Origin of the sequence: Microcoleus pseudofavosus SVA1_A4 (assembly GCF_036700565.1) — a bacterium.
Lineage (GTDB): Bacteria > Cyanobacteriota > Cyanobacteriia > Cyanobacteriales > Microcoleaceae > Microcoleus.
This window is the reverse complement of record NZ_JAUBPE010000029.1, coordinates 20,534-47,183: the sequence shown is the minus strand read 5'-3', so window position 1 is coordinate 47,183 and position 26,650 is coordinate 20,534. Positions and strand designations below refer to the sequence as shown.

Here is a 26,650-nt window from a genome sequence, read left to right as displayed (position 1 = left end):
AACTTTAAGAGAGAACTTCTTTACTATGTTGTCAAATACGAATTTAGATTACGAATCATTACTGCAACGGGCGATCGCGATCGCCGCAAAAGCTCATGAGGGGCAGGTTGATAAGGCAGGCAACCCCTATCTCGATCATCCGCTATTCGTGATGGAAAATGTAAATTCTCTAGAGCAGAAAATCGTAGCGGTTCTACACGATGCAGTCGAAGATTCTGAACTTACACTCGATCAACTCAGAAGCGAAGGTTTTCCTGAAGTTATAGTTTCGGCGATCGAGGCGATTACCAAAATAGAAGGAGAAGCGTATGCAACTTATTTAGAACGTGTGATTGCCAACCCGATCGCACTGCGAGTCAAAATCGCTGATGTTACTCATAATCTCGATCTGCGTCGCATCGCCAATCCGACAGAGGCAGATTTTCAACGCATTGCCAAATACAAAAAAGTCCTCAGTCAGTTGCGTGCCGCCTTAAAATAATTATTAACCGCAAATATCCGCGTTCATCGTGGCACAGGCATCTTGCCTGTGCGATATCTGCGGTTAAAAAAATTCCCAAATCCTAAGCCATCACCATCCCCCCATCCACATTAAAAACTTGCCCCGTAATATAAGCCGCTGCCGCATCTGCCGCCAAAAACTTTACCATCCCCGCAACTTCCTCAACTTCCCCGTATCTCCCCAGCGGAATATACTTCAAAATCTCATCAGATTTGACATCCTTAGTCATATCTGTAGTGATAAAACCCGGTGCAACAGCATTCACAGTAATCCCGCGACTCGCCAACTCCTTCGCCACAGTTTTAGTAAATCCAATTACCCCAGCTTTCGCCGCACTGTAATTAGCTTGTCCGGGATTGCCCATTTGCCCAGCAACCGAAGCAATATTAATAATTCGGCCGCTTCGCTGCTTCAGCATGATTTTACTCGCAGCTTTCGCACACAAAAACACGCCGGTTAAATTCAAATCAATCACAGCTTGCCAATCTTCCAACTTCATCCGCAGCAGCAAAGTATCGCGAGTAATGCCGGCATTGTTCACCAAAATGTCAATCCGCCCCCATTTTTCCATGACATTACTGGTGAGTGAATCTACTTGGTCAGTTTTCGAGACATCTGCTGCAAGCGCCACAGCTTCTCCTCCAGCAGCGACTATTTCTGCTACCACCTCATCAGCAGCAGCACTCGAACTGGCATAGTTGACGGCGACTTTAGCGCCCTCTGCGGCTAGGGCTAAAGCAACGGCGCGGCCGATTCCCCGCGATGCACCGGTCACGACAGCAACTTGACCCCGCAATCTCTGAAAAGTCTCTGGTAATAATTCCATAATTGTATCCTCGCAATCTACCAGAGAATTTTGCACTAAAATCGAGCCAGAACCCAAAAAATTATTTTGTCTTATGGCAGTTCAAAAACAGTTCAGCAGTTTTGAGGAGTTACTATCGGGCTCTGACTTGCCGGTGTTGGTAGATTTTTACGCTACTTGGTGCGGGCCTTGTCAGATGATGGCACCGATTTTGGAGCAAGTCAGCGGTCAGATGAAGGAAAAGCTGATGGTTGTCAAAATTGACACCGATAAGTACGAACAGTTGGCCTCGCAGTATCACATTTATGCTTTGCCGACTTTGGTGCTGTTCAAAAAGGGCGCTGAGGTCGATCGCATTGAGGGAGTTATGCAACCGGCGCAGTTGATCGATCGACTGCAACCTTTCTTGTAGCACGAGCCAATTATCTCACACGTAGGGTGCGTCAGCCAATATCTGATTAATTATAAATAAAATAATCCTAGTTGACGCACCCTACTGATGAAGACTCCCAGCCACGCTATTATCAATCTCGCACTTCTCGGCAAACGGCAACTGCCGCAAGCTAATCTAATTATTGCGATCGGCGGAATATTGCCGGATATTCCGATATTTTTATTTTACTTTTGGGCGAAATACATTGCTCGCTTGCCCCCAGCTACAATTTGGTCAAAAGCATATTATGAGCCTTTTGTACAAGATATTGTGGCTTTGTTTCATTCTATCCCTCTGGCGGTTATTGGCTGGCTAATTGCTTATTACTTTGGCTGGCAAAGCGTGCAAATTCTGTTTATTAGCATGATTTTGCACTCTCTGGGAGATTTGCCAGTTCATAATGACGACGCTCACCGACACTTTTTTCCGTTCAGCAATTACCGTTTTATCAGTCCGATTTCTTATTGGGATCGGAATCACTACGGCTCAATTGTTTCTTTCGTCGAAATGTTGTTGGTGATGTTATCGAGTTATTATGTTTTTGGTTTTGTTCAGTCTTCTATTGGTAAGATATTGTTGATTTTGGTGAATGGTTTGTACTTAATGGGCTCTGTCTCTTTTTACGTTCGTTCTCTAATATCATCTGCTGTCGAGCGACCGCGATAAAATTGGTTAGTAGTGCGGACTTTAGCCCTCTCTCGTGGTCTGAAGAAAAACTCAAGTCCTTACTACAAAGTTAATATAATTTCTATATCTTAATTGTTCTGTTGCAATTACTTACTATCTTACCCAACTTCTGTAAGGTGCGTCAGCCAATATCTGATTGCTTGTGAATTGAATTATCCTAGCTGACGCACCCTACAAATTACTTAGTATAACATTGCATTCATGGCTTATTACTCAACCCAATCAGGCCCCTCTACGAATTCCCCTCCTGGTTCAATGGTTTTGCAGACAAAAGCTCCCATCATACTGCCAAAACCTTTGACACCTGTCAGGTTGGTTGCCACCAAAATAACATTTTCAGTTTTGGTTCTCTCGCAGTCAGCCTCGGTCAAATCAGCACCACTCAAAATAGCATCTCTTAAGTCGGCATCGTTCAGATTAGCTTTTCTCAGATTCGCACCGCTGAGGTCGGCATTTCTTAGATTAGCCCCGCTCAGATTCGCGCCACTTAGGTTAGTACCAAGCATTGTAGCTCCTTGCAAGTGAGCATTACTCAAATTGGCATTGCTCAAATTGAGAGTCATAAGGTGGGCTTTGCTCAAATTGATTCCACTTAGGTCAACCCCGCTCAGGGCAGTGTTATTAACCTTAATTCCCGCAAAATTTCTCTCCCCAGCAGCGTACTGTTCGAGCAATTTACGAACTTCTATATATCGTCGATTTGGAGGCTCAAAACTAACTTCATCAAGAGTAGTATTGCGGAATATAGCTTGCTCCAAGTTAGCAGAGGCAAGACTCACAATATACAAAGAAGCATTACTCAAGTTGGCACCAGTTAGATTAGCACCCATGAGGTAAACTTCATTGAGTTCAGCATTGCTCAAGTTAATATCAGTTAAATCAGCGTTCTCTAAAATAATATCTCTCATCACAATACCTTCTAAGTTAGCTCCTCTCAAATTCACCCCTCGCAGATTGCTTTCTTCCCAGCCTGAATTTGAGAAATTGGTATGACTTAGATTGGCATTAAGCAAGTTGATATTTCTCAAGTTAGACTCTGTAAAATTAGCGTGACTTAAGTTAATGGCAGTTAAATCAACATTGGTCAGATCGATCCCAGTAAAATCTCTCTCTCCATTAGCATATCGTCTCAGTAATTCTTCAGTGTCCATAACTTTGATTTTGAATCAGTTTAAATCGATCTTAGCCGAGCGTCGCCCGTTTGCTCATATCAAATTAATTCTTGGTTATGGCAAGCTCACTGGCAATGGTCATTCCTAATACTGCCATCTGGCATAGTTGTATTACACAAAATTGCGCCCCGAATTCTCTTAATATTAGCTAGCTCTAAATCGATAATAGCTTCACTTAAGTCTACATTTGTTAGATTAGCTCCCACTAGCAAAGGCTCGTAGAATGTGGTATCTCTTAAGCAAGCCCCTGTTAAATTAGCATCGCAAAGAGCGCTCTCTGCGAAATTAGCATTGCTCAAATTAGAACCGCTCAAGTCAATTCCTTGCAACATAGCTTCACCTATACTTGCCCCACTGAGGTTAGCTCTAGTTAAGTTGGCATATTCTAAGTCGGTACAATCCAAGATTGCTCCGCTTAAGTCTGCTCCACTTAGATCGATTCGACCTAATTCGGCAGAAAATAAATTAGAATTGCTGAGATTTGCCCCCGATAGGTCAGCTTCAGCTAGCTTGGCGCTATAAAGTTTAACATCGCTTAAGTTAGCAGCGCTGAGAGTAACATAACTTAGATTGGCTCTAGTCAAGTTAGCACCGCTGAGATTGATACCACTCAAGTCATTTTGACCTGGTTGGAGGTCTTCGATGTATGTCACGTTAGCAACGTTGAAGTTAGCATGACTTAAATCAACTCCAGGGAAATCTCTCTCTCCCGCAGCGTAACGTCTATATAGTTCTTCAACGTCCATAGCTTTCTTATTCAAGCTGTTTATACTTTGATAGTAGCGCGATTACTTCTACTTTTTATCAATAAATATATCAAGCTGTGCGATAGGTTGAACCAGATCGCATACCAAGTAATCCAGATGGCTCAGAATGAATACAACTGTCCTAAAATCTCAACTATCAAATCTAAAAACGCTAACTGCGCCGAATATTAAAACAGCACCAATCTTGGCGCTTCCACAAAGTAGCTACAATCCAGCCGTGCTGTTCGAGAGTATCGGCAATTGGCTTAGCTTGATCGAGCAAAATGCCGCTGAGCACTGCCCAAGTAGTCGGTTTGCTAATTGAAGTGAATTGCGGGATTAAATCGATGATTACTTCTGCTAAAATATTGCACATAAAACCGTCGATCGGCTCATCTACCATTTCTTTCAAACGATCGATACTGCCGAGTTCTGCAACCAACTGGTGAGAATTAACGCGGTTGAGTTGTCTGTTGCTAATGGTCGATCGCACTGCCAAAGGATCTGTATCCAAAGCATAAACTTTTGTAGCGCCCAACAACACAGCGCCGATCGACAAAATACCCGATCCGCAGCCAATATCGGCAAGTACATATTCTTTGTCGTCAAAACCGAGGCGCATTTCCAGCGACTCCAGACAAAGCTGAGTGGTGGCGTGAGCACCGGTACCGAAAGCGACACCGGGATCTAAACGCAAGATTACGCGATCGGTATCAGTCGGTGGAGGCAGCCAAGCCGGATTAATTAAAAAGCGATCGCCCACTTCTTGAGGCTGCCAGTGCTGCTTCCAAGTGCTGCCCCAGTCTTCCTCTTCAATCAAATCCCACTGCATCGCAGGTACGGGCAAACCTGCACACAAAGCATCTTGGCGCAGCCACAGAGAAAGAGCGGCCAAATCAAGCAATCCTGCCTGTTCTTCGGGCAAATAAGCCGACATCAGACAGGAATTGCTTTTGAGTTCAGTAGCAGTTCCCCGACAGCTAAACCGTTCCAGACGCCAAAAGATGATATCTTCCAGCGCCGGATCGCAAAGAATTCTAATTTCCCACCAGCTATGTGCCATAACAATTTTAGATTTTAGATTTTAGATTTTAGATTGGCCCAGGGGAACTGGAGACTGGGAACTGGGGAGTGAAGAATGAGGATTGACTAATAGAAAAATTCCCAGTTGTCTTGCCCATTACCAATGACCAATGACCCATTACCAATTATCAGTCCTTGCATCCAAAATCTAAACTCCAAAATCCGTCAAAGATTTACCGTGTAAGCATCCCGAATTCCCGGAACTTTTAGGATCTCGGCCAGTATCCCTTCTGGTAGAGGGTCATCGAGGCTCAAAACCATCACCGCATCGCCTCGCACGATTTTACGGCCCACTTGCATACTGGCAATATTGACATTAAAACTGCCCAATTGGGAACCAATTTTGCCGATAATCCCCGGCATATCGCGGTGCAGGGTAAACAGCATATGGTGAGTGGGGGAAACGTTGACCGGGAAATCGTCAACGCTGGTAATCCGAATTTCGCTTTCGCCGAGCACTGCACCCGTGACTGTGTGTTCGCCGAGAGTTCCCTTGGCCGAGAGGTGCAGGGAACCGGTATAGTCGCGAATCGAGGCGTCTCTGGTTTCGACGACGCGAATTCCGCGTTCTTTGGCTTCAATGCTGGCGTTGACGTAGTTAACGCGCTCTCGCAGGGCTTGGGAGAGCAGGCCTTTGAGGGCGGCGACGACTACGGGCTGGCTTTGGTTGCTGGCCAATTCGCCTTGCAGTTGAACGTTGAGGTAATCGACTCGGCCTCCGGCTAGCTGGCTGACGAGGTTGCCGAGGGTTTCGGCGAGTTGCAGGTAGGGTTTGAGTTTTTCGATCGAGTCTGGGTAAATTCCCGGTATGTTGACAGCCGATCGCGCGGGCAATCCTAAGAGTACATCGCGGATTTGTTCGGCAACGTCGATCGCCACATTCACCTGAGCTTCGGCTGTGGATGCTCCCAAGTGGGGTGTCAGCACGATGTTCTGGCCGACAGTCCGCAGGGGAGAATCTGCTTCGAGGGGCTCGTGTTCGTAAACGTCGATCGCGGCGCCGGCAATCTTCCCTTCTTTTATGGCTTCTGCCAGGGCTGCTTCGTCGATGATGCCACCTCTGGCACAGTTAATGATGCGGGCCGTGGGCTTCATCTTCGACAGCACCTCAGCGTTAATTAAGTGCAGGGTCTCGGGGGTTTTGGGGATGTGCAGGGTAATGTAGTCGGATTCGCGCATCAGCAATTCGAGTTCTACCAACCGACAGCCCAACTGTTCGGCTCTTTCGGTGGAGATGAAGGGGTCGTAGGCTAGGAGTTTCATGCCCATTGCTTTGGCTGCGGCGGCGAGGTGCGAGCCGATTTTGCCCAAACCGACGATACCGAGGGTTTTTTTGTAAACTTCTACGCCGATGAAGCGGTTGCGTTCCCATTTACCACCTTTGACGGATGCGTTGGCTTCCGGGATGTGGCGAGACATCGAGAGCATCATGGCGATCGCGTGTTCGGCTGCGGCGATCGTGTTGCCTTCGGGGGAATTGACGACTACAATTCCTTTGCGGGTAGCGGCGGGTACATCGACATTATCTACGCCGACGCCGGCTCTGCCGATGATTTTGAGTAAGTTGCCCGCTTCTATGATTTCTTTGGTAACTTGGGTGCCAGAACGGATCATTAAAGCGTCGTAATCTGGAATAATTCGTACCAGTTCTTCGGCTGAGAGCCCTGTGTTTACGTCAACTTGCGCGACTTGGGAGAGGATGTCAATTCCGGCTTGGTCGATCGGATCGGATACTAGAACTTTAGGCATAGCAAGCAATTGAGTGGAATCAGTAAAAATAGGCCGCAGTGCGGGGCGAGCCCAAAGTTGAGGCTTAAACTTGGAGCAGTATCTTACTGCTGGGCTTAAGCTGGTCTTTGTGCAGTTTGAATTGTATCCGCATTCGGTCTTGACCGGCCGTTTTTGCTTGAAATATTTTAGGTTTCGGGGCGATCGGACTCTCAAACCGTCTTAAAATCCCCGAACTGCATAGCTAGTATGTCTTTTCGGGTTATAATAAAGTTTAGGTATATCAGCCGAACTATCAGGAATTGTGTTTAATGAATTATCTTATTGCCGTACTGCCCGATCGAATGCAAGCCGAAGCTGCCTATTGTGCTCTAGAAAAAGAAGGCTTACCGATGAAACAGGTAAGTATTTTGGGCCGCGGCTACAAAACTGCTGATGAATTTGGCTTGATCGACCCCAACCAGCAAGCGAAGAAACAAGCTAAACTTATGGCTGTTTGGCTGATACCTTTTGGCTTTATTGCTGGCGTTACTTTCAGTCTGATGACTGAGTTGAAGACTTTTGCGTGGGCGGGGGAAATTGGCGATCACGCGATCGGTGGTGTATTAGGTGCGATCGCCGCTGCGATGGGTAGTGTGTTTGTGGGAGGTGCTGGGGGCATGGCTTTTGGTAGCGGTGATGCTTTGCCCTACCGCAACCGTTTGAATGCTGGTAAGTTTTTGATTGCGGTTAAGGGTACTGATGATTTGACAGGGAAAGCTGCGAGTATTTTGCAGCAGTTTGAACCAGAAAATATCCAAGGTTATACAGAGACTTAGTTATTTGTTGACTGTCAACTGTTTACGGTTAACGGTTAACTGTTAACTGTTGACATTTTACTCGTGTAATATTTGGAGGCAGTTATGGAATCACAAACTATCGCCCTCAATTATCCCCTAGAATTAACACTCGAATTAACAGACGAGCAGTTTTTTTAGTTGTGTCTAGACAACCGGGAGTTGAGATTTGAACGGACTGCTAGTGGAGGATTGATTATTATGCCGCCTACAGGTAGCGAGACAGGTAATTTCAACATTGACTTATCCTATCAACTTCAATCAGGGAGCAGACCAAATAAGCATTTGGGAATTGCTTTTGATTCTTCAACTGGATTTAAACTGCCCGACGGTACAGATATTTCTCCCGATGCTGCTTGGGTGCGCCGCGACAGGTGGGATGCTTTAACTGCTGAAAAAAAAAAGAAATTTGCGCCGATTTGTCCCGATTTTGTGGTGAATTGCGATCGGCTAGCGATTCATTAGAAAAATTGCGGGCTAAAATGAAAGTGTATGTGAAAAATGGAGCGAGGTTGGGATGGTTGCTCGATCGCAAAAATAGAAAAGTAGAAATCTCCCGTCAAGGTAGAGAAGTAGAAATTTTAGATGAACCTGCAACTCTGTCCGGTGAAGATGTACTACCCGGTTTTGTGTTGGATTTAACAGATATTTTCTAAATTTGTAAGAAGACTCGGCAGTTGAAACCGCATCTACACAAGCAAAACCTGCCCACGCCGGTTAAAGAAGACTCGGCGGTTGAAACCGCTTCTCCACAAGCAAAACCCGCCGACGCGGGTTAAAGATAGCGCGGTAAAATTACGTTATTGTCTTTAGTCCGCGGAGGCGGACATCGTTTGTATAGCAGGGGTTTCAACCGCCGTCTTATCTTTTCCCACTCATTGATGATATGATAGGCTGCCAAAGGTTGCGTTTGGTATGACCTATGAAAATCCTCCACGGGACTTGGATTCCTCAAACAGAAGAGAATTTTGTTCAACCTGGAACGTTTTATATTTGGGTTGAAACCACTGAAAAGAAAAAACAGCCGGCTAAGGTTCATCCCCGACAATTGGAGACGGCACAGTTAAGAGAGTTTCTAACGAAAGAAGCCGGGATTCAACTGCCACCAGTCAGCAATACAAGTGCGATGGGGCGAGAATACGCGATCGTCCCTCGGTATTTTTTACTGCCCACTGCCGACAACCAGCCGTTGCCCTCTTTAGAACTAGCGCGATATTTAGAGACAGAGTTACCCGAAACATTTGAGTTGGAGTATTGGCAAGTTGACTGTGTGTCCATCGCCACCCACACTTTGACTAAAGTATTAAACGATCTGCATTTTTTTGCCCTCTACGATTTAGCAGAAGTTCAGTTTGGTTCAGACTTGCTATTTTGGTATCACTACACCCAAATTTTTAAGCAAATTGTTCTGAAAGATCATTATATTCCGGCGTTGCGCTATCGAGAAACTGCTCCGATCGCGATCGCACCCATCGAAACATCCGAACCCGCTGAGAAAGCCACGCGCGGGCGCAAGAAAGCGGGCGAGACAAAAACCAAAACAACTGCAAAAACTCCAAAAATACCTGCCAAAATTGCACCCAGCTTTGAGATTTATGCGGGATGGGAAATTGTTTCAACACAGTACGAAACTGATTTACAACGCTATGTTGAATGGATGCCTTTAGTTTGTGTGTCCGGTTTTCGGAAGATCCAGCTACAAGATACACCAAAGTTCTACGATCGCGAACGGTTGCTGCGGCATTTTTCCGAGTGTGCGATCGCGGAAATTGTCACTCAAACCCCCATCCCAGCATCGTTTGAAAATAAGATTGCGGATTCTTTACTCCAAATCTGCCTCAACCAAACACGAAAAATCGCGCGAGTAAGCCTTGAACAATACCGGCAATGGCAAACCTGGCGCGATCGCATTACGCGCAATCAATCTGCTGACTCATTCTCCCTCTGCTTTCAACTACAATCCCCCGAAAACCCCGAACAACATTGGGTTTTAGAGTTTCAGGTGGCTGCGAAAAAAGACCCGTCTCTGCGGATGCCGTTGCAGGATTATTGGCGATCGCGATCGACTCAACAAAAACAGTTGCAAACACAATTCGGCGACAACTTCGAGCAACATTTGCTGACAAATCTCGGCTACGCGGCGCGCATTTATCCCCAGCTTTGGCAAGGGCTAGAAACCGACAAACCTGCTAACATTTCCCTCAGCTTAGATGATGCTTTCACCTTTCTCAGCGAGTCCGCTTGGGTATTAGAAGATGCCGGATACAAAGTGATTGTCCCCGCTTGGTGGACGCCGAAGGGACGACAGCGGGCAAAGATTCGCCTGCAAGTCAAAGGAAAGGGCAGCAAAAGCGCTGCAATCAAGGGCAAGGGATTATTTTCGGCGGATTCCTTGGTGGAATATCAATATGAATTGGCGATCGGGGGTGAACGGGTTAGCGAACAAGAATGGCAGGCGTTAGTAAATAGCAAAACACCGCTGGTGCAGTTCCGAGGACAATGGATGGAACTGGACAAAGACAAGATGCAGGAGATGTTGGAGTTTTGGAAAAAACATCGCCAAGAAAACCCCGATTTAAGCCTGATTGACTTTATGAAGTTGACGGCAGAAGGAGAAGCTAGTGAAGAGTTAGAGGTGGAGCGCGATCGGGCTTTATCGGATATGTTGGAGAAGCTGAACGATAAGAGTCGGTTAGAGTTAATTGCAGATCCAGCACAGTTTCATGGCAAGTTACGGGATTACCAAAAGCGCGGTGTTTCTTGGTTGAGTTATTTGGAAAGTTTGGGATTAAATGGCTGTCTTGCCGATGATATGGGTTTGGGTAAATCCGCGCAGGTAATTGCTCGATTATTGCAAGAGCGGGAAGTTTTATCTACTACAAAAGAGACCGAAAAAAATACCGAAAAAGCGATCGCACCTTCGGTTCTACCCACGCTGCTAATTGCGCCCACATCCGTAGTTGGTAACTGGCAAAAGGAAATGGAAAAATTTGCTCCAGAATTGCGATCGCTGATTCACCACGGCCCTCAACGTTTGCAAGATGCCAAAGCATTTAAAGCCGCCGTCCAAGGTTGCGATATGTTGATCACTTCCTTTACCTTGGCGCGCAAAGACGAGAAACTGTTGAGCAGCGTAGCGTGGCATCGCTTAGTAATTGATGAAGCGCAGAATATTAAAAATCCGAAAGCGGCGCAAACAAAGGCGATCTTAAAGTTGCCTGCTACCCATCGGTTGGCGCTGACTGGAACACCCGTGGAAAATCGATTGTTGGATTTATGGTCAATTTTTAATTTCCTCAATCCGGGCTATCTGGGCAAAGAGGCACAGTTTCGGAAGTTGTTTGAGATCCCGATTCAAAAAAATGGGAGTCGCACGCAATCGGCAGCGCTCAAAAAATTAGTGGAACCCTTTATTCTCCGACGCCTGAAAACCGATAAGTCAATTATTCAGGATCTCCCCGACAAAGTTGAGCAAAAGCTCTACTGCAATCTCACCCGCGAGCAAGCTTCGCTTTATGAAGCGATTGTGAAAGAGGTAGAACAAGAAATTGACGCGACGGAAGGGATGAAGCGCAAGGGGATGATTTTGGCAACACTGCTGAAGCTGAAGCAAATTTGTAACCATCCGCGCCAGTTTTTGCAAGATGAAAGTGAGTTTACACCAGAGCGATCGCACAAACTGGAACGGCTGATCGAGATGATTGAGGAAGTCAAAGCAGAAGGCGAAAGTTTATTGGTATTTACGCAGTTTACAGAACTGGGAAGCGCGTTGGAAAAATACATTAAACAAACGCTACATTACAACACTTACTACATCCACGGGGGAACCAGTCGCGAAAAACGGGAACGGATGATTTCAGAGTTTCAAGATCCAGAGTCTGAACCTTCGGTATTTATTCTGTCACTGAAGGCCGGCGGCGTGGGAATTACACTGACAAAAGCCAATCACGTCTTCCATTTCGATCGCTGGTGGAATCCGGCAGTGGAAGATCAGGCGACGGATCGGGCGTTTCGGATCGGACAGCAAAAAAATGTGTTTGTGCATAAGTTTGTGGCGATTGGCACTTTGGAAGAAAAGATTGACCAAATGATTGAAGACAAAAAGAAATTGGCAGGGTCAATTATTGGTGCTGATGAATCGTGGTTGACAGAGTTGGATAATGAGGCATTTAAGAAATTAATTAGGCTCAATAAAAATGCGGTTCTAGATTAGGAGAAGCCAAAAAATATGTCACAATTTACTCGGACTTGGTGGGGCAATAAATTTATCGATGCGTTAGAAAGATTTACAGATTCTGGGCGGCTCGGACGGGGACGTTCCTATGCACGGAATGACAAGGTAAAAAGCTTTAAGATTAATGATGGCTTAGTGATGGCAGAAGTAAGGGGCTCGGTTAATCCTTATTTTGGGGTTTATAAGGAGCCTCTGTACAAAACTAAAATTGAGTTTGAGCCGATTAGTCAGGCAAAGTGGAAAGTGGCGATCGCCCAAATGGCATCAAAAGCCAGCTTCATTTCTCGGCTGCTGCTCAACGAAATGCCCGACAATATTGAAAATGCTTTCTCACCCCTCGGATTGCACCTTTTACCCAGCAGCCGCGAGGACTTTAAAACTACTTGCTCTTGCCCAGACTATAGCAATCCCTGCAAACATATTGCCGGAGTTTATTATTTGGTGGCGGCCGAATTGGACAAAGATCCATTTTTACTGTTTGAATTACGGGGGCTTTCTAAGGAAGTGCTGCACCGCGAACTAGCAAAAACGCCTTTGGGAATGGCGCTTTCTGCCGAGTTAACGGCTGATGCAGCGGCCCCTGTGGCGGTGGATTCCTATTACACGCAGGCGATCGCCAGTGAGGCGCAAACAGTCAGCCTGAAAGAGTTTTGGCATGGTGCGAAGCGATTACCGCAGACGATTGAGGTGGCACCGCCAAGTGTCGTAAGTGCGATCGTGGTGAAGAAACAGGGAGATTTTCCACAGTTTTGGCACAAGGATGGTTCGTTTATTGAGGCGATGGAAGAGCTGTATTTGCGGGTGAAGAAAAATAAGTAGTTGGGTGGACAATTTTGCTGCCATACTCGATCGAGCTCTTGCAAAAACTTGAACTCGAAGACTTCATAGATTTGGTACAATAATCGTGCTCATCATATCAGCTTTATCAGCAACTAAAATCATAAGAACGGTATTTGATGATTTTAGACTATAATTAAAGTAGTGTGACTGTTAAAAAAGTAGACTTTTTAGTTACAGCAAGCTTTGGCAATTTCAAATTAGAATCTAGCATTAACTGATGTTACAAAGAGAAGAACTGTTAAAAGGCATCGAAAACCGCGAATGTGTGGCGCGAGTGATTGACTGCGCCGAACAAGCTATCAAAACTTGGGATGTTACTCTGACTGATTTTATGTCGCCTCCTGAATTGGCGGATGCTAAGGTTGTATTTAATCGTTTAAGCGATGTGGAGTTGGTGGCTTGGGGCGGGTATCCGCAGGCTGAAAGGCAAAGAATTGCGATCGCCCGATCGGAAATTGCGATCGACTCTGAAGCGGTTAGTATTGCTGCGGTGGAGATTGCTGGCAATTTCTTGTTCGACACCGCCAGTCACCGCGACTTTTTGGGGGCGATGTTGGGTACGGGAATTGTCCGGGAGAAAACTGGCGATGTGATTGTTTTGGGAGAACGCGGCGCGCAAGCCATTGTCATGCCGGAGATGGTAGAGTATTTGGAGATGAGTTTGCAGCAAGTGCGATCGGTGCCTGTGAAAACTCGGCGCATTGAGTTGAGCGAACTCAAAATTAGAGAACCCAAAAAGAAAGAAATGACAACCGTTGAAGCATCTATGAGATTGGATGCTGTCGCCTCGGCTGGATTCGCAATGTCTCGCAGCAAAATGGCCGATTTAATTGACAGCGGCGACGTGCGAGTTAACTGGAAAGACGTTACTCAAGCTAGTTATAATGTCAAGTCTGGAGATTTAATCGCTGTTACGGGCAAGGGAAGATTGGAAATTGGGGAAGTTGCTGTTACTAAAAAAGAACGCTACCGAGTCCAGTTAACTCGGTATTTGTAATTTATAGGTCAGAAACCGATTCTTTTCCGAGAATATGGATACACCGCCTAAAAACTGCGAAAAACTCGGTTTCTTTGGTTTCTGTGGTAGTCCTGGGCGCTTGGTAAAATTGGGGAAAATTCATTTGTTTGTGAGTGCGATTATTTGTCCGCGGGCTAGTTTGTTTGTCCGCGAGTCCGCCAGGGGTTGAAACCCCCGTCTCATAGCTAAAGTCGGTTGAAACCGACTGAAGAATGGTGACAAATATTTGATTGTTTATTTAATTTGTTTTTCAGTCCTCTTTGAGAGGACTTTCGCTATGAGACGGGGGTTGAAACCCCCGGCGGACTATTAGACCTCTTGCAAAAATAATTAGGACGGGCTCTCCGGCTCATCAATTGATGAAAAGGATTTTTGCAAGAGGACTATTCCTCTTTCGTCCGAAACACCTTTTCTACCGACTTAACCAACAGTTTTCGCGGCATCAATCGAGGCATATTTACTATTATTGGATTGGGAAATCCGCCAGTCACGACGTTAGACTCATTTTTGTCTAAAGCTTTGAGAGCATCTCGCACTACTTCCGCCGCAGGAACGAGTTTTTGCCCGCTGCTGGATGCCAGAGCTTTTGGAAATTCAGCTACTGCGAAAAAGTCGGATTCTGTCGGTCCTGGACAAAGACACAAAACGCGAATTCCTAAATCTTTATTCTCAGCCCAAAGTGCCTCGCTGAAACTCAGAACAAAGGCTTTACTTGCTGCGTAAATTGATAAGTACGGCATCGGTTGAAAAGCTGCGATGGAAGCAACATTGATGATACTTCCCGATTTTATTTCGCGCATTCCCTGCAAAAATAAGTGCGAAAGTTCAACTAATGCTACAATATTAAGTTGCACTATGGTTAGTTGTTTGCCAAGCGGGCGATCGGCAAAAGCACCGTAATCTCCAAAACCCGCATTGTTCACCAACAAATCCACCGTCCAACCTTTTTGAACAACGGTATCAAATACAGTAGTTCCAGCGCCCGGTGCGGTCAAATCTTGCACGATTACTTCTACCCGAACCTTGAATTGTTGTTGCAGTGTAGCAGCTAGCTGTTGCAATTTGTCTTCGGAACGAGCTACCAAGATTAGATTGTGCTGGCGTTTGGCTAATTCGGCGGCAAAGGCTGCACCAATTCCGCCAGAAGCACCGGTGATTAAAGCAGTCGGCATGAAATTAATTCGGATATTTGATGTGGGCTTTATATATTTTAACAATTATTTTGACTGGAAACCTGTAAAATAATTAAAAGGGAATAGGTGAGTTTTATGGCGCGTCTTACCGATCGAGCTTTTGAAATTTTGCGGGCCGAAGTATACAAGTGCGCGGCGGCTGATAGTCTAGCGGGTGATGTCTACCGACGGATGGTAATCAAGCGGTTGGAGAAGTTGCGATCGCAAAACGGCACTTTCGCATCAATAGAAGAAATCCGCGATACCTTCAAAGACGAATTTCCCCAATTCAGCGAAAAAGCTCTCAAAGCTGCCGTCAAAGCCAACCGCCCGCCCGGATTGTTCGGTAAAATTATCTGGATCGGCGGTTTTTTGGGCGCTGGGGCGGGGATAATTTGGCTGGTTAATTTGCCAATTCCCATAATTCGCAAGTCCGTAGCAAACACGTTTCCCATATTATTAATGCCGAGTTTTAGCAGCATGGATTACAATTACCGGCAGGCGATCGCCCTCGTGGAACAATCCGATCAACTGGTGAATAAAGCCACTGCTGTCGCTGATTTTGACTTGGGCGAAATTAAAGCAAAAGAAGCGCAAAAACACCTCGACGCCTTGCCAGTTTGGTTTTTGGGTTATTATCCACAAACCTACTGCTCTTTTTTCGGCTGCCGTTGGCGGTTTACAGTCGATGAATTTCAAGCCGCCCGCAAAAATGTCGGGCGGATGGATGCTCAGATTTTCCAGCAAAAAAATGCTTTTACTCAGTTAAATCAAGTCGAACAAACTCTTAACGCGGCGAAACAGCAGTATCAGCAAGCAAAAACTGCCGCAGACAGACAAAAAGCGAGTGGAAATTGGCAAAGTGCGATCGACCAACTCAATCAAATTCCCGCCGAAACCCTCGCGGGAAAAACCGCTAAGCAGAAACTCCAAGCAGCAGAAAGAGACTTTCAAGCAATGGGGGGCGTCGCCACCGGATCGGTGCGTGCGGACAACTTAATCGAAGCAGCAAAAGAATTTGCATTAACTGCCGCTGTAGCATCCCAGAAACCGCCTCATTCAGCAGAAAATTGGCAAAAAATCGCAGATTTATGGCAACAAGCTATTGAGAGGTTGAGCCTAATTGCCTTTGATAATCCGGGCTATCTTGATGCTCAAACAAAACTAGCTGAATATCAAAATAATTTAGGTACTACCAAGATTAGACTGAAAGATGAACAAGAATCAGTGGAAGCTTTTTATCAGGCTAAAAGCTTGTTTTCTAAATTCCAAACTAACCTAAATTCTATCAGTCAAAATCCAGGTTACGGTCTCGGTTACTTGCAGGAAATTATCAACCAATTAGAATCTGTAAAACCGGGAACAACTGTTTATCCAGAATCCCAAAAATGGCTGCAATCGGCTCGCAAGAAACAGCAAGAATGGCAAAAGAATTAAAGGTTTGGAATTGGGAATAGGGCATTGTTAGCTGTTGACTGTTGACTGTTGACTGTTGACTGTTAACTAATGACTAATGACTAATGACTAATGACTAATGACTACTGCCAACAACCAACTGCCAACTGCCAACTGACAACTGACAAATTACCAAGTCGGGTCAACATACAGATTAATTGTCACTTGCTTTTTCCCGGAAGGGATGCCGGAAATACAAGCACAAATCGTATCCCCGCCGTCAATTTCTACTTCGCAAGCGTGACAAGAACCCATGAGGCAGCCAGTAGGAATAGAAACCCCTGCACGTTTGGCTACATCTAATAAAAGCTCTCCCGGTGCAGCTTCAACTGTAACATTATCGGGTAAAAAACAAACTTTTGTCATTGAATTTTAACCTCAACTCTAACAAACAATAATCAACACTTAACAGTCAACAGTTAACAGTCAACAGTCAACAGTTAACTAATTAACCTAAAATATGCTTTATATCTAAATGCTTTTCCACTGTATCTGCTAGAGTCTCTAACAGAGCTTCTCGGTGTTCCCGGTAATTAGGAATACCTGTAGGCAAGGCGCGGAGTCCCCGCTGCTGCCGCAAGTGATTTAACCAAGCTCGCCGCCAAGCTCCGTTGTCAAAGATGCCGTGCAGGTATGTGCCCCAAACTGATTGAGAAGTGTTGACAATTCCTAAACTAGCATCGTCAAATAGCGGTTCAGTCAAATCTGACTCCAGCATTTGCGTTCTTCCTTGATGAATTTCGTAACCGGAAACTGGCAAACCCGGTTGAGGATAATTAGATGTTACGATCCGCTGGCGGGCAATTTTGTTGGGTGCGATCGCAGTTTTCAAAGGCAGCAATCCCAATCCTTGAAATTCTCCTTTTTCTCCCTCAAGGCCTTCTTTATCGGTGATACTTTCTCCCAGCATCTGAAAGCCGCCGCAAACTCCCATGACTGTACCGCCAGCTACTAAGTAATTTTGAATAGCTTTGGCCATACCAGTTTGGCGCAGCACCTGCAAATCGGAAATGGTAGTTTTAGATCCTGGTAAAATCACGGCGTCTGGATGGCCTAAATAATCTTTTGGGCTGACATATTTGACTGTGACGGTAGTTTCCGACTCTAGGGGGTCAAAGTCGGTAAAATTGGAAATTCGGGGCAAGCGGATGACGGAAATATTTAGGTCGGTTTGAGAATTGGGAGAACGCCGATCGAGCAAATCGAGAGAATCTTCTGAGGGAAACACTTCGTCTATCCAAGGAATCACCCCAACAACCGGGATTCCCGTCCTTTCTTCCAGCCAAGTCAGCCCCGGATCTAATATCGATTTTTGTCCTCGGAACTTATTAATAATGAATCCTTTAATTAAAGCCCGTTCGTCTGGATCGAGCAATTCCAAAGTACCAATAATGTGAGCAAAAGCGCCGCCGCGATCGATATCAACTACTAGCAAAGTCCGAGCATTTAAATGTTTTGCCACCCGCATATTTGTTAAATCGCGGTGTTTGAGATTAATCTCAGCAGGGCTGCCGGCTCCCTCGCAAACAACCATGTCAAATTCTTGTCCGAGAAATTCTAAAGATTCCCGAATAACTTGCCAGCCGAGATCGAAATACTGCTCGTAATATTGAGATGCTCGCACATTTGCGATCGCCCGGCCCTTGACAATCAATTGAGAAGTCATGTCTCCTTGCGGCTTGAGCAAAATCGGATTCATTTCTACCCAAGGTGCGACGCCCGCAGCCCAAGCTTGCACTGCTTGAGCGTAGCCAATCTCTCCGCCGCTGGCTGTGACATAGGAATTCAGTGCCATATTCTGACCTTTAAACGGAGTTACCCGCCAGCCGCGCCGAGAAAAGATTCGACACAACGCTGCAACCAGTAAAGATTTTCCTGCGTGAGATGTTGTTCCCACGACCATAATTGCTTTCATAATATTTAAGGCAGAAGGTATAGCAGAAGTCCGATGGAAGTTGGAAGTTCGGCAACGAGCAATGTACGGGATTTAACGAATGTAACAGAGGTCAATAAAAACATCAGAAGGAAGAACGAAAATGCTGTAACAGCAATAATATCTTCAGCTATCTATAGCAGTCCTAAATCAGTCGCAAAATGGATCGATATCAGAATCCTTGTAGTGCGAGCATCTTGCTCGCGTAGTATTTTTCAAATCATTTAGGATTGCTATAGAAGGTCCTAACCATCTTGTCGGTTGTTATGGAAGGAAGAAGTAAGAAGGTAGAAAGCAGAATCACAAAAATTCTGGTTTCTACCTTTTGCTTTTTGCCTCAAGATGAGGGCTTATCTTCGTCGGATACCTTCTCCGACTTGGATTCATCGGCCGGTTGAGCAGCTTCTACTAGCTCCGAAGTGGGGGGATTCGGGCGAATCAATTCCGGTTGTTCTCCCTCAGAAGATGGTTTTTTATCTGTGGATTCGATCGAGATCACTGATACTGAAACCGTTTCCACCTGCACGCTCAACCCAGGTTCTCCCGGTACTTGTATCTCTACAGGCTCTGCCACTTCCACCACAGTCATTTCTAGAGATACAGCAGGGGCTTGTGCTTCCGGTACGCTTGCTGCTGCTTCCGGTTCACTAACAGCAGTCGGCGGTGTCTGGATTTGGGCCGACGATCGATCGTCGTCGATCGAACTTTCCCCTATTTTGCCAGAACTAGCGGTTTCTGCCATCAACTCGGCCATTGCTTCAACATCGGTTGGAAACGGCACTCCTTGGCTGGTTTCAACAGCAGTGTTGCTGGTTTCGGCTGCCACTTCGGTGGCGGCCTCGGCTAATTCTGATTCGAGAATGGAGTCGATATCCGGTGCAGGAATTGCCGTTATTTTAGATTCAGGTGCGATCGACTCTCTCGTCGCTTTTGGTTTTGGCGTCTGGGGAGTTGCATCAGGCTTGTTTTTACCTGCACTCCGTCCCAACATACCGCCGAGACTATTTTTGAGATTCCCAAACAGACTTCCGAAACCCCCGGATTTTTTAGCTGTTTTGGCAGGAGTTGAGTTTGCCTCTGGGGCTGCTGTTGGTGTCGCCGTTGGGGCTGCCGAACTCGCAGCAGACTGGGACTCTTTAGCCATCGCCCTCCACATCTCGTCAAAATCATCCGCTTCTGGCTGCTGTTTGGCTTCTGGCTGAGCCTCTGGCTGAGCCTCTGCTGGCTCCACAGTTGCTGGGGCGGCAATTTCTGAAAATTCTAGAGGTAGAGGTAGAGGAGTGAAGCTGCTGGCTAATTCTGCTGGGGTTGGTGAAGTCTCAGCAGCAGGAGTTTCGACTGAAAAGACGGGTATTTCTGCAATTGCAGGTGCGCTGCTGTCGGGAATTTTCAAGTCAGGGGCGATCGAACTTTCGGCAATAGTTTGAGGTATTGGGGGAATCGCCGGCTGTCCCTCTACTTTGGCCTCGCCCCCGGTAACAGGTGCTGAAACAACATCCGCTTTCGGTTTGGGCGATCGAACAAACTTAGGTTTTTTCGCTGCGGGCTCTTTTTTCTTGGCAAACAAGCCCGCAAACGGCACGCCCGCCGCAGTCAAATTCGCCGGTCCAGGAATCGGCGTTTGCTGAGCAATTGGCGTCACCAGCCTGCGCAAAGTCAGAGTTTCCCAGGCGAACCAGCCCAACATAGCCACGCCCGCCATTTGACCCAGCAGGAGAGCACCGGTAATTCGCCCCGCACAAGCCCATAAAATTAACGCATAAAAAAGTCCTACCCCGCTCCAGGTAAAATCACTTTTGCGGTGAACTTCTGGAAAAAAGAACGCCGCCATGTAAATACTGAAGCTGCCTAGACCGACGGCCAACGCCAGAATGTATGCAAGCATCTTGTCGGTACCTCCGCTGTGTCAAATAACTTCTACGCGCTAATTCTACCTTTGAGAGAGACTCAACGGATTCTTTCTCAAGGACAATTCTCGATTTGTAGGGAAGTTCGGCAATGCGCCGTGAATCGGGATTTAACGGATTTAACGGATGTTGACGCCAGAAGTCAAGCGTAAAGATTTTCCCATTCTCCCCCACTCCCCCTATCCCCATCACCCCCTATCCCCATCACCCTCTCCTCAGTCGTGATACGTGTCACCTAACTATGCCCGTGCGATCGCACCAAGCGACTGAGGATGTTTATATCTTGTAGGTGTAAGAGGAATTATGCCCTAGGGCATATGTATTGGAGACAGTGCCATGTTTGAAAAACTGTTGTTATCGGCCGCCTTAACCTTATCGCTTCATATATTTGCCGGAGTCAGCACTTCCGCGCCGTTACCGAAAAATTTGGTATTGCGATCGAGCGATCGCCCTACTCAAACCGTGAAACTTCCCCTCGTTGCAGTACCTGTGGACCTCAAGCCGAACCTCGAATCCTAATGATGCGTGCAAGTGCGATCGAACTTAGGCAGACCCTCTCTATAATATTTTTTTCGAGGTGTTCTCTTTTCTATTTGACCGTTCACAACTCATCAGTTTGTAGTGAGGACTGAATTTCTCATTAATATCAGCCAATAAGGACTAAAGTCCAATGGCACTGAAAAAGTCTCAATCACCTAGCCTGTTTACTTTTTAAGATAGAGCGAGGTTCCTGCATTCGAGGATACGGCTTCGGTCTGCATTTCAAAACTCTAGGTTCGGAACGATCGGGTCGCATCGTGAGTAAATTAGTTGCCACCTGTTCCAACAGCAATTGATGCCATTGTCGCTGTTGGCGTTTTCCTGTAGTTGCCAACAGCGTCAAGAACTGATTAAAGTGCTGCCGAGTCGATTGGAATGAGAGTTGAAAAGTTGTATATTCTGACGAAGATGCCGCTTGCCACATTATGGTACGCAATAAAGTGTAAGCCAATAAGTGTGTCCAGATATCTTTTCTTACCATTGCCGGAGTTTTAGCTGTTAACATCTCCATTTTTAAGGTTGTTTTGAGATAGCGTAAATTGACTTCAGCGGCTAACCAGCGAAGTCCATATAGCCGAGTTAATTGTTGAACATTGTATTGTTTGGCATCCATCAATGTTGTGACTACAATAATACGTTCGTCTCGAAAGCCACGGCGTTGAATACGCAAGCAGACTTCCCGAACGATGAAATTAGAGGGTAATGCCTCAAATTCCTCATTACTCATGTGTTTCGGACACTGTTGAGGCTTATCCCAGACAACTTGATGGTCGCCAATTCCCAACTTCTTTCCCCGTCGAAAGTCCGTCTTACGGAGATGATTTTTCCGAAAAACAGCGTTCGCTCCCTGCTGTTTTACCAAAACTAAATCGACATAATTGCCATAAGCTCGATCCGCTAAGATTACATCGTTGGGGAGTAAATTTGCATACAGCAAACGGCTCATCACAATTTCACTCGTCGCCAACGAAGCAATACCAGCCGATACCACTGCTCCTGTCAGCAGTGAAAACAGCACTACCATTTTCGCGATCGTCCATCCACACCCAGTTTTTTGATTGCTGTGTTGCGGATACTCGGCTTGATTGGCGGCAGTATCACTCATTAACACCGTTGTCCCATCTAGTACCCGCACCCGCAATCCACACCATTGTTTTTCTGTTGGAACTTGCTTTTCTAGAGCTTCTGCGACTATAGGTACTAACTGTTGGACGAGTCTTTCGGGTAGTCGTTGACGAGCTTTACTGTAAGCCCCTGTGTCTGAGGAAGGAGGCTTGACTCCGGCACCACTGGGCCAGGTACTCATCCGCTTCACTGCTTGAGAGAGACTTTTGTCTGGATCTAGTACCTGCGATACCATCGCCCATAAGGTCACTATCGGTGTGTAGACACTGCTGTAATACCTCACGTTCTCGTTAGCCAACAGCTCAAGGACTTGAGAGTCTGGTAGCAGTTCTCTCCAGGGTAAGGCGACACTCTGTAAAAATTGTTGCTTGAGAATGGACGCACGATTTGGCATACTAGAGGGAGATATTTTGGTTTGTAAGGCAATTATCTATGTAGATATTGCCTTACAGATTTTTTTTTGCTCACTTTTTCAGTGCCATTGGACTAAAGTCCTTACTACAAACCGTAGGTCAATAAAGAGTAGCAGAGCGAACATTAATTCCTATAACATACTAGACAAATCTCAACATCAGGTTGTCTAGTAAAGACATTTAAACCTTAAAAAACTTGGGGAACCTTGAGTAAAGGATCGAAATAGATATATAATCGTCAAATTGAGTTCAAAGCTAATCAGCACATTGACTATTAAATCAAGGAGAGTAAAAATGGGACTTAGCGATATTCTATTGAATGAAAACACCAGAGAAACTTTTGTTGATGATTGTGTAAAGTTGATAGACAAACAAGTTGCTTCAGCGCCGGGATTGGGCGGTCTTGCTCTTAAAGCTGCCTACTCTACTGTCAAGGGGATACGGGCTGACTATTGCGCCGAAGTCGTCGATCAACTTTTGCCAGAAATCTCGATCGCACTCGATCCGATTTGGACTGAAGCAGTAAACAATGGCAACCCAGTCGAATATCTGGCCCAAAGAAAAGCTCAAGTAGCAGACGAATTGCTTCAAATCAGCGATAAAAAAGCCGAGAACAGCACAAGAGGGGTTGTTAGAGGCGCCTATGCCAAACTCCGCCCCTCAGCTAAGAATTACGTGGAAAACGGAGTACCGGATTTAGCCGAAATTATTAATAAATATAATAGTGCCGCCTGATAAGTGAGCAACGGCTAAAAAAACAGAATACCCAGATACCCGACTTCTTCAAGAAGTCGGGTATCTAAAAGAAGACTTATTCGTAAGTTTGTAATTAGGAGAGAGAGTCCGAATTTTATGGTTATCCATTACCAATTATCCATTGATTCGCAGCCAATATTTTTAACATCGCCTGTCCGGTAATTCCCAACCCCAATAACATTACAAACATCGCACTAATCGCAGGCAGAAATTTGACTGCTGTTATCTGTTTTGGCAGTTTGTTAAAATTACGTTTGGCATAAACTAAGATTAATCCGATCGCACTCAGCACCAAAGCCAATCCCAAACTAAATGCTACCACTAGCGCCATTCCCAAACCAACATTGCCCAAAGCAGACGCACTCAACAGCATCACCAAAGCGGAAGGACAAGGCAACAAACCGCCAGAAATTCCCAACGCCAATAAGCTTTTCCAAGTAATGGGAGAACCGTCCGCACCGGGCGGTAAATGCGAGTGAAGGCGGCCGTCTCCGTGATGGTGGTAGTGGTGAGATATATCTGGTTTTACAGGTTTAAATTCTCTCTCCCAACTTCCTCTATTTAAAAGGTTTACTGGTTCCTCACGGTTGGTAGTAAGGAGTTTCGTCCTTAAAAACCAATTTTTATTAATAATTTTAGTCTTGATTTTTTTGAGAACTTCAGTCCTCACTACCAACTTAGTTTTGAGTTTTTCTAAGAGTAAGTTAAGCCCGATGAAGGCTACTAATAAACCCGAGATTAAACTCAGCCAAGGATCTAATTTTTCGGGATCGATTAAGTTAGAAGCAAACAAAGTAATTCCGCCCACAGCAAACACGCCAGCAGTGTGAGTAATTGTAGTCGTCGCTGCTAGAAATAAAGCGTGTACCGGAGTAGCCCGCGCACCCACTAAATAAGCGCCGACTATGGTTTTTCCGTGTCCGGGCGACATCGCGTGCACGCATCCCCAAGCAAATGCTCCCGCTACTGCTAGCAGCAAACTCCAACCAGAATCCCAGATAGATTCATTTCCGGCTAACAAAAACTCCCGGTTTTGCGCCGTAAACACAAAGCTTTTTACAGCACCCGCTTGCACGATCGTAGCTTGACAGCTAGCTGTCACCAATCCGGGCAAAAACAGATTGTAATTAATCCGCAATTTATCGGGTTTTGAGATGGAAATTGCATCAGGTAAACCGGGGTTTTTATTTTGAGAAGGTGCGGGCCAGGTGTAGTTTAAGATTAAGGTGCTGTGGGTATTCGGCTGCTGGATTAAGCTGGCGGTTTTAGCTGCTATTTCTAGCGGTGTTACTGCTACGCTTCCTTGAATGTTGCTGCTGTTGGTGATGCGAATTTGTTTGCTGAAAAACTTTTCTAGCTGTGTTTGGTGGCTGCGAACTTCAGCGGGTTGTAGCTGGCTGTCTCGATTGTCGTCGGCGAAGTTGGTCAAGCCTGTTGGGAAGGTTAATGTTACTTCGGTTTGCAAATCGTTGACTATTATTTCTGCTACGGATAAGTCTGACCAGTGCGAGTAAACTGGTCTGGTTGAGGTTGTTAGTAATAATGAAATTGTTAGGAAAAATAGGAGAAATAATTTTGAAATTCGGTTCAATTTGTACTGCATAAATACCTGTTTTTTTAGTGATTTTAGGATGAATTATTTGTTTTTGTTGTGATTTTTCCGGCGCGCTTACCCGCAAGTCCGCCGGGGATTGAAATCCCCGTCTCATAGCGAAAGTCGGTTGAAACCGACTACAAGATTTTCTACTTTTTAGTGAAATCTTTTAGTCCTATGCAAGAGGACTTAAGCTTTTAGCCAGGGGTTGAAACCCCTAGCGGATTGACGGAATGGCGAACTTGGCCGAATGGCTGCTATTAGCTAATCTCAAAATTCATAACTTCCCAAACCCAATGCTTGGCGAGATCGATCGTCAAAACTCGGGTCAATTTCCTTGGACTTTTGAAAATAAGCGCGAGATTCAGTATCCTTACCTAAAGTACGGGCGATCACACCAGCCCGGTAAAACATCCCCGCATCTCGAATGCCCGATCGCACTATTTCGGCCATCACTCGATCGGCCTTTTGCCATTCCCCAGCACTCGAAAGCGCCCAGGCTAAAGTATCCAACGTCACAGCATCCCTGCGAATTTTCACCTCATCCTGCATTAACGCCAGCGCTTCAGCAACATCCTGCGATCGCCCTTTTTCCAGCAGCAAACTCGCCAAGTCGCGCCGGTGGCCAAAACCGCCAGAAACCTGTTCCTGTCGCAGCCCAGCTTCTGCTTTGTCGCGAAGTCGCCGGGATTCGATCGCATCTCCCTCTAACTCTTTAACTCTCGCCATACCGCGATTGACAGTGCGATCGAACACAGTCGCAACCGGGCCCGAATACGCAGAAACCTTGCTGTAATAGCCTTCCGCCTCCCGATAATTGCCCTGGCGCGTCTCCAAATCCGCCAAATAAATCAGCGCCAGCGGGTATCGCGGCACCAACCGCAGCGCCTCCAAAAACAGCGCTTTCGCCTGCACAAACTGCCCCCGACGCGCGTAAAATCGACCCAAGAGCGATCGGGCCCGCGCCGAACCCGCAACCTCTCCCGGTTCCTCCGCCGCCATTGCTTGGCGGTAATCCTGCAAAACCTCAGCATCTCGGCCCTGAGACTCTCTCACTAAAGCTCTCAAAGTGAGAGAACCCAAGTTGGGAATCCGGTTAACTAAGGCTTCTGCGGCTGCATTTGCCTCGCTCACTTTACCCGTCGCTAAGTGAGATGTAACTGAAAGGGCGATCGCATCTTCATTATCAGAACCCACTTGTTTAGCAAAGCGCAAAGCAGTAACAAAATCGTGTCTGGCCTCGGCAATTCGAGCTAAAACTAACAGCGCACCTTTGTTGTCAAAAGGCAAATCGGCGATCGATCTTTGAGCCGCCTGTTCTGCCAACAAAAACCAACCGCCCTCACCAGTTGCGCGAGCCATTTTCAAATAAACTCCTGCCAATGCAGCCCGGTTCAAACCGCTGCGGGAATCAACAGCCAATCGCTGCTGGTAAAAAGCAATCTCTTGCTGAATTGCTTCCTTTTGATTGGGATTATTTCTCAAACTTTCCGAAAAATGATAGCGGTAATTAGCATCGAGATTTTCGGGACTTTTGCTAGAAAAATTATCGAAAATAAAACGCAAATTAGGAGGTAAATTCACTACTACCATCCCAACTAAAGGAACTACTATCAGCAGCCACCACGACAAAATATCCGATTTTATTTCCTGTTTAGTTTTAGTTTTCAT

General features: G+C 46.0%; 22 protein-coding genes and 1 pseudogene. 11 read left to right on the top strand and 12 right to left on the bottom strand.

The window, feature by feature from the left end; genetic code table 11:
- The first annotated feature begins 25 nt into the window (after positions 1 to 25).
- Positions 26 to 481 (top strand): HD domain-containing protein, encoded by a 456-nt coding sequence (locus QUA02_RS14575; protein ID WP_333028784.1) that lies wholly within the window; start codon positions 26 to 28, stop codon positions 479 to 481.
- Between the two features lie 82 nt (positions 482 to 563).
- Here QUA02_RS14575 and fabG read toward each other — a convergent pair whose 3' ends face one another.
- Complete coding sequence (fabG, locus tag QUA02_RS14570; protein WP_333028782.1) at positions 564 to 1,328, bottom strand: 3-oxoacyl-[acyl-carrier-protein] reductase; 765 nt, start codon at positions 1,326 to 1,328, stop codon at positions 564 to 566.
- 73 nt (positions 1,329 to 1,401) lie between these two features.
- On the opposite strand from fabG, the gene trxA reads away from it, so the two are divergent.
- Together trxA and QUA02_RS14560 are read left to right on the top strand one after the other, a co-directional pair.
- Positions 1,402 to 1,719, top strand: a complete 318-nt coding sequence (gene trxA, locus QUA02_RS14565; RefSeq protein ID WP_333028779.1) for a thioredoxin — start codon at positions 1,402 to 1,404, stop codon at positions 1,717 to 1,719.
- 87 nt (positions 1,720 to 1,806) lie between these two features.
- Positions 1,807 to 2,406: a hypothetical protein gene (locus tag QUA02_RS14560; protein ID WP_333028778.1), complete on the top strand. Its 600-nt coding sequence runs from the start codon at positions 1,807 to 1,809 to the stop codon at positions 2,404 to 2,406.
- 230 nt (positions 2,407 to 2,636) lie between these two features.
- Here the strand turns inward: QUA02_RS14560 and QUA02_RS14555 are convergent, their stop codons facing one another.
- From QUA02_RS14555 to serA, 4 genes are all read right to left on the bottom strand, one after another.
- Positions 2,637 to 3,578: a pentapeptide repeat-containing protein gene (locus tag QUA02_RS14555; RefSeq protein WP_333028777.1), complete on the bottom strand. Its 942-nt coding sequence runs from the start codon at positions 3,576 to 3,578 to the stop codon at positions 2,637 to 2,639.
- 86 nt (positions 3,579 to 3,664) lie between these two features.
- Positions 3,665 to 4,345 carry a pentapeptide repeat-containing protein gene (locus QUA02_RS14550; RefSeq protein ID WP_333028774.1) on the bottom strand — a complete coding sequence of 227 codons (681 nt, stop codon included), beginning with the start codon at positions 4,343 to 4,345 and terminating at the stop codon, positions 3,665 to 3,667.
- 172 nt (positions 4,346 to 4,517) lie between these two features.
- Positions 4,518 to 5,408 carry a 50S ribosomal protein L11 methyltransferase gene (gene prmA, locus QUA02_RS14545; RefSeq protein WP_333028773.1) on the bottom strand — a complete coding sequence of 297 codons (891 nt, stop codon included), beginning with the start codon at positions 5,406 to 5,408 and terminating at the stop codon, positions 4,518 to 4,520.
- Positions 5,409 to 5,593: 185 nt separating this feature from the next.
- Positions 5,594 to 7,177 carry a phosphoglycerate dehydrogenase gene (gene serA, locus QUA02_RS14540; RefSeq protein WP_333028772.1) on the bottom strand — a complete coding sequence of 528 codons (1,584 nt, stop codon included), beginning with the start codon at positions 7,175 to 7,177 and terminating at the stop codon, positions 5,594 to 5,596.
- Positions 7,178 to 7,467: 290 nt separating this feature from the next.
- On the opposite strand from serA, the gene QUA02_RS14535 reads away from it, so the two are divergent.
- The 5 genes and pseudogenes from QUA02_RS14535 (at position 7,468) to QUA02_RS14515 (ending at position 14,063) form a co-directional block, all read left to right on the top strand.
- A complete protein-coding gene (locus tag QUA02_RS14535) occupies positions 7,468 to 7,974 on the top strand; it encodes a hypothetical protein (protein WP_333028769.1) in 507 nt (168 codons plus the stop codon).
- A gap of 159 nt (positions 7,975 to 8,133) precedes the next feature.
- Positions 8,134 to 8,648 (top strand): annotated as a pseudogene (locus QUA02_RS14530) (Uma2 family endonuclease).
- Positions 8,649 to 8,914: 266 nt separating this feature from the next.
- Positions 8,915 to 12,205 (top strand): DEAD/DEAH box helicase, encoded by a 3,291-nt coding sequence (locus tag QUA02_RS14525; RefSeq protein WP_333028767.1) that lies wholly within the window; start codon positions 8,915 to 8,917, stop codon positions 12,203 to 12,205.
- 15 nt (positions 12,206 to 12,220) lie between these two features.
- Positions 12,221 to 13,045, top strand: coding sequence for an SWIM zinc finger family protein (locus QUA02_RS14520; RefSeq protein WP_333028764.1), 825 nt, complete (start codon positions 12,221 to 12,223; stop codon positions 13,043 to 13,045).
- Positions 13,046 to 13,283: 238 nt separating this feature from the next.
- Positions 13,284 to 14,063: a photosystem II electron transport protein, Sll1252 family gene (locus QUA02_RS14515; RefSeq protein WP_333028761.1), complete on the top strand. Its 780-nt coding sequence runs from the start codon at positions 13,284 to 13,286 to the stop codon at positions 14,061 to 14,063.
- Positions 14,064 to 14,467: 404 nt separating this feature from the next.
- Here QUA02_RS14515 and QUA02_RS14510 read toward each other — a convergent pair whose 3' ends face one another.
- A complete protein-coding gene (locus tag QUA02_RS14510) occupies positions 14,468 to 15,256 on the bottom strand; it encodes an SDR family NAD(P)-dependent oxidoreductase (protein ID WP_333028759.1) in 789 nt (262 codons plus the stop codon).
- A gap of 96 nt (positions 15,257 to 15,352) precedes the next feature.
- On the opposite strand from QUA02_RS14510, the gene QUA02_RS14505 reads away from it, so the two are divergent.
- Entirely contained in the window at positions 15,353 to 16,693 is a 1,341-nt protein-coding gene (locus QUA02_RS14505; RefSeq protein ID WP_333028757.1) for a hypothetical protein, read from the top strand.
- A gap of 147 nt (positions 16,694 to 16,840) precedes the next feature.
- Here QUA02_RS14505 and QUA02_RS14500 read toward each other — a convergent pair whose 3' ends face one another.
- The 3 genes from QUA02_RS14500 to QUA02_RS14490 all read right to left on the bottom strand — a co-directional run bounded on the left by QUA02_RS14500 (position 16,841) and on the right by QUA02_RS14490 (position 20,529).
- Positions 16,841 to 17,077, bottom strand: a complete 237-nt coding sequence (locus QUA02_RS14500) for a 2Fe-2S iron-sulfur cluster-binding protein (protein WP_333028755.1) — start codon at positions 17,075 to 17,077, stop codon at positions 16,841 to 16,843.
- 82 nt (positions 17,078 to 17,159) lie between these two features.
- On the bottom strand, positions 17,160 to 18,626 hold the full coding sequence (cobQ, locus tag QUA02_RS14495) for a cobyric acid synthase CobQ (protein ID WP_333028754.1): 1,467 nt from the start codon (positions 18,624 to 18,626) through the stop codon (positions 17,160 to 17,162).
- A 355-nt stretch (positions 18,627 to 18,981) separates the two neighbouring features.
- The gene (locus QUA02_RS14490) at positions 18,982 to 20,529 is read right to left on the bottom strand and encodes a Ycf66 family protein (protein ID WP_333028753.1); all 1,548 of its coding nucleotides are present in this window, start codon (positions 20,527 to 20,529) and stop codon (positions 18,982 to 18,984) included.
- A 358-nt stretch (positions 20,530 to 20,887) separates the two neighbouring features.
- Here QUA02_RS14490 and QUA02_RS14485 point away from each other — a divergent pair, with 358 nt between their 5' ends.
- Complete coding sequence (locus tag QUA02_RS14485; protein ID WP_333028751.1) at positions 20,888 to 21,070, top strand: QAALIT motif small membrane protein; 183 nt, start codon at positions 20,888 to 20,890, stop codon at positions 21,068 to 21,070.
- Between the two features lie 172 nt (positions 21,071 to 21,242).
- Here the strand turns inward: QUA02_RS14485 and QUA02_RS14480 are convergent, their stop codons facing one another.
- A complete protein-coding gene (locus tag QUA02_RS14480; protein WP_333028750.1) occupies positions 21,243 to 22,610 on the bottom strand; it encodes an IS4 family transposase in 1,368 nt (455 codons plus the stop codon).
- Between the two features lie 313 nt (positions 22,611 to 22,923).
- Between QUA02_RS14480 and QUA02_RS14475 the strand changes: the two genes are divergently transcribed.
- The gene (locus tag QUA02_RS14475) at positions 22,924 to 23,364 is read left to right on the top strand and encodes a DUF6918 family protein (protein WP_333028748.1); all 441 of its coding nucleotides are present in this window, start codon (positions 22,924 to 22,926) and stop codon (positions 23,362 to 23,364) included.
- A 121-nt stretch (positions 23,365 to 23,485) separates the two neighbouring features.
- Here QUA02_RS14475 and QUA02_RS14470 read toward each other — a convergent pair whose 3' ends face one another.
- Positions 23,486 to 24,988, bottom strand: a complete 1,503-nt coding sequence (locus tag QUA02_RS14470; RefSeq protein ID WP_333028745.1) for a nickel/cobalt transporter — start codon at positions 24,986 to 24,988, stop codon at positions 23,486 to 23,488.
- A 261-nt stretch (positions 24,989 to 25,249) separates the two neighbouring features.
- Entirely contained in the window at positions 25,250 to 26,650 is a 1,401-nt protein-coding gene (locus tag QUA02_RS14465) for a tetratricopeptide repeat protein (protein WP_333028744.1), read from the bottom strand.

Excerpts from the sequence above, each read along its gene's own strand:
- QUA02_RS14575 (WP_333028784.1), top strand. The coding sequence starts at position 26 with ATGTTGTCAAATACGAATTTAGATTACGAATCATTACTGCAACGGGCG.
- fabG (WP_333028782.1), bottom strand. The coding sequence starts at position 1,328 with ATGGAATTATTACCAGAGACTTTTCAGAGATTGCGGGGTCAAGTTGCT.
- trxA (WP_333028779.1), top strand. The coding sequence starts at position 1,402 with ATGGCAGTTCAAAAACAGTTCAGCAGTTTTGAGGAGTTACTATCGGGC.
- QUA02_RS14560 (WP_333028778.1), top strand. The coding sequence starts at position 1,807 with ATGAAGACTCCCAGCCACGCTATTATCAATCTCGCACTTCTCGGCAAA.
- QUA02_RS14555 (WP_333028777.1), bottom strand. The coding sequence starts at position 3,578 with ATGGACACTGAAGAATTACTGAGACGATATGCTAATGGAGAGAGAGAT.
- QUA02_RS14550 (WP_333028774.1), bottom strand. The coding sequence starts at position 4,345 with ATGGACGTTGAAGAACTATATAGACGTTACGCTGCGGGAGAGAGAGAT.
- prmA (WP_333028773.1), bottom strand. The coding sequence starts at position 5,408 with ATGGCACATAGCTGGTGGGAAATTAGAATTCTTTGCGATCCGGCGCTG.
- serA (WP_333028772.1), bottom strand. The coding sequence starts at position 7,177 with ATGCCTAAAGTTCTAGTATCCGATCCGATCGACCAAGCCGGAATTGAC.
- QUA02_RS14535 (WP_333028769.1), top strand. The coding sequence starts at position 7,468 with ATGAATTATCTTATTGCCGTACTGCCCGATCGAATGCAAGCCGAAGCT.
- QUA02_RS14525 (WP_333028767.1), top strand. The coding sequence starts at position 8,915 with ATGAAAATCCTCCACGGGACTTGGATTCCTCAAACAGAAGAGAATTTT.
- QUA02_RS14520 (WP_333028764.1), top strand. The coding sequence starts at position 12,221 with ATGTCACAATTTACTCGGACTTGGTGGGGCAATAAATTTATCGATGCG.
- QUA02_RS14515 (WP_333028761.1), top strand. The coding sequence starts at position 13,284 with ATGTTACAAAGAGAAGAACTGTTAAAAGGCATCGAAAACCGCGAATGT.
- QUA02_RS14510 (WP_333028759.1), bottom strand. The coding sequence starts at position 15,256 with ATGCCGACTGCTTTAATCACCGGTGCTTCTGGCGGAATTGGTGCAGCC.
- QUA02_RS14505 (WP_333028757.1), top strand. The coding sequence starts at position 15,353 with ATGGCGCGTCTTACCGATCGAGCTTTTGAAATTTTGCGGGCCGAAGTA.
- QUA02_RS14500 (WP_333028755.1), bottom strand. The coding sequence starts at position 17,077 with ATGACAAAAGTTTGTTTTTTACCCGATAATGTTACAGTTGAAGCTGCA.
- cobQ (WP_333028754.1), bottom strand. The coding sequence starts at position 18,626 with ATGAAAGCAATTATGGTCGTGGGAACAACATCTCACGCAGGAAAATCT.
- QUA02_RS14490 (WP_333028753.1), bottom strand. The coding sequence starts at position 20,529 with ATGCTTGCATACATTCTGGCGTTGGCCGTCGGTCTAGGCAGCTTCAGT.
- QUA02_RS14485 (WP_333028751.1), top strand. The coding sequence starts at position 20,888 with ATGTTTGAAAAACTGTTGTTATCGGCCGCCTTAACCTTATCGCTTCAT.
- QUA02_RS14480 (WP_333028750.1), bottom strand. The coding sequence starts at position 22,610 with ATGCCAAATCGTGCGTCCATTCTCAAGCAACAATTTTTACAGAGTGTC.
- QUA02_RS14475 (WP_333028748.1), top strand. The coding sequence starts at position 22,924 with ATGGGACTTAGCGATATTCTATTGAATGAAAACACCAGAGAAACTTTT.
- QUA02_RS14470 (WP_333028745.1), bottom strand. The coding sequence starts at position 24,988 with ATGCAGTACAAATTGAACCGAATTTCAAAATTATTTCTCCTATTTTTC.
- QUA02_RS14465 (WP_333028744.1), bottom strand. The coding sequence starts at position 26,650 with ATGAAAACTAAAACTAAACAGGAAATAAAATCGGATATTTTGTCGTGG.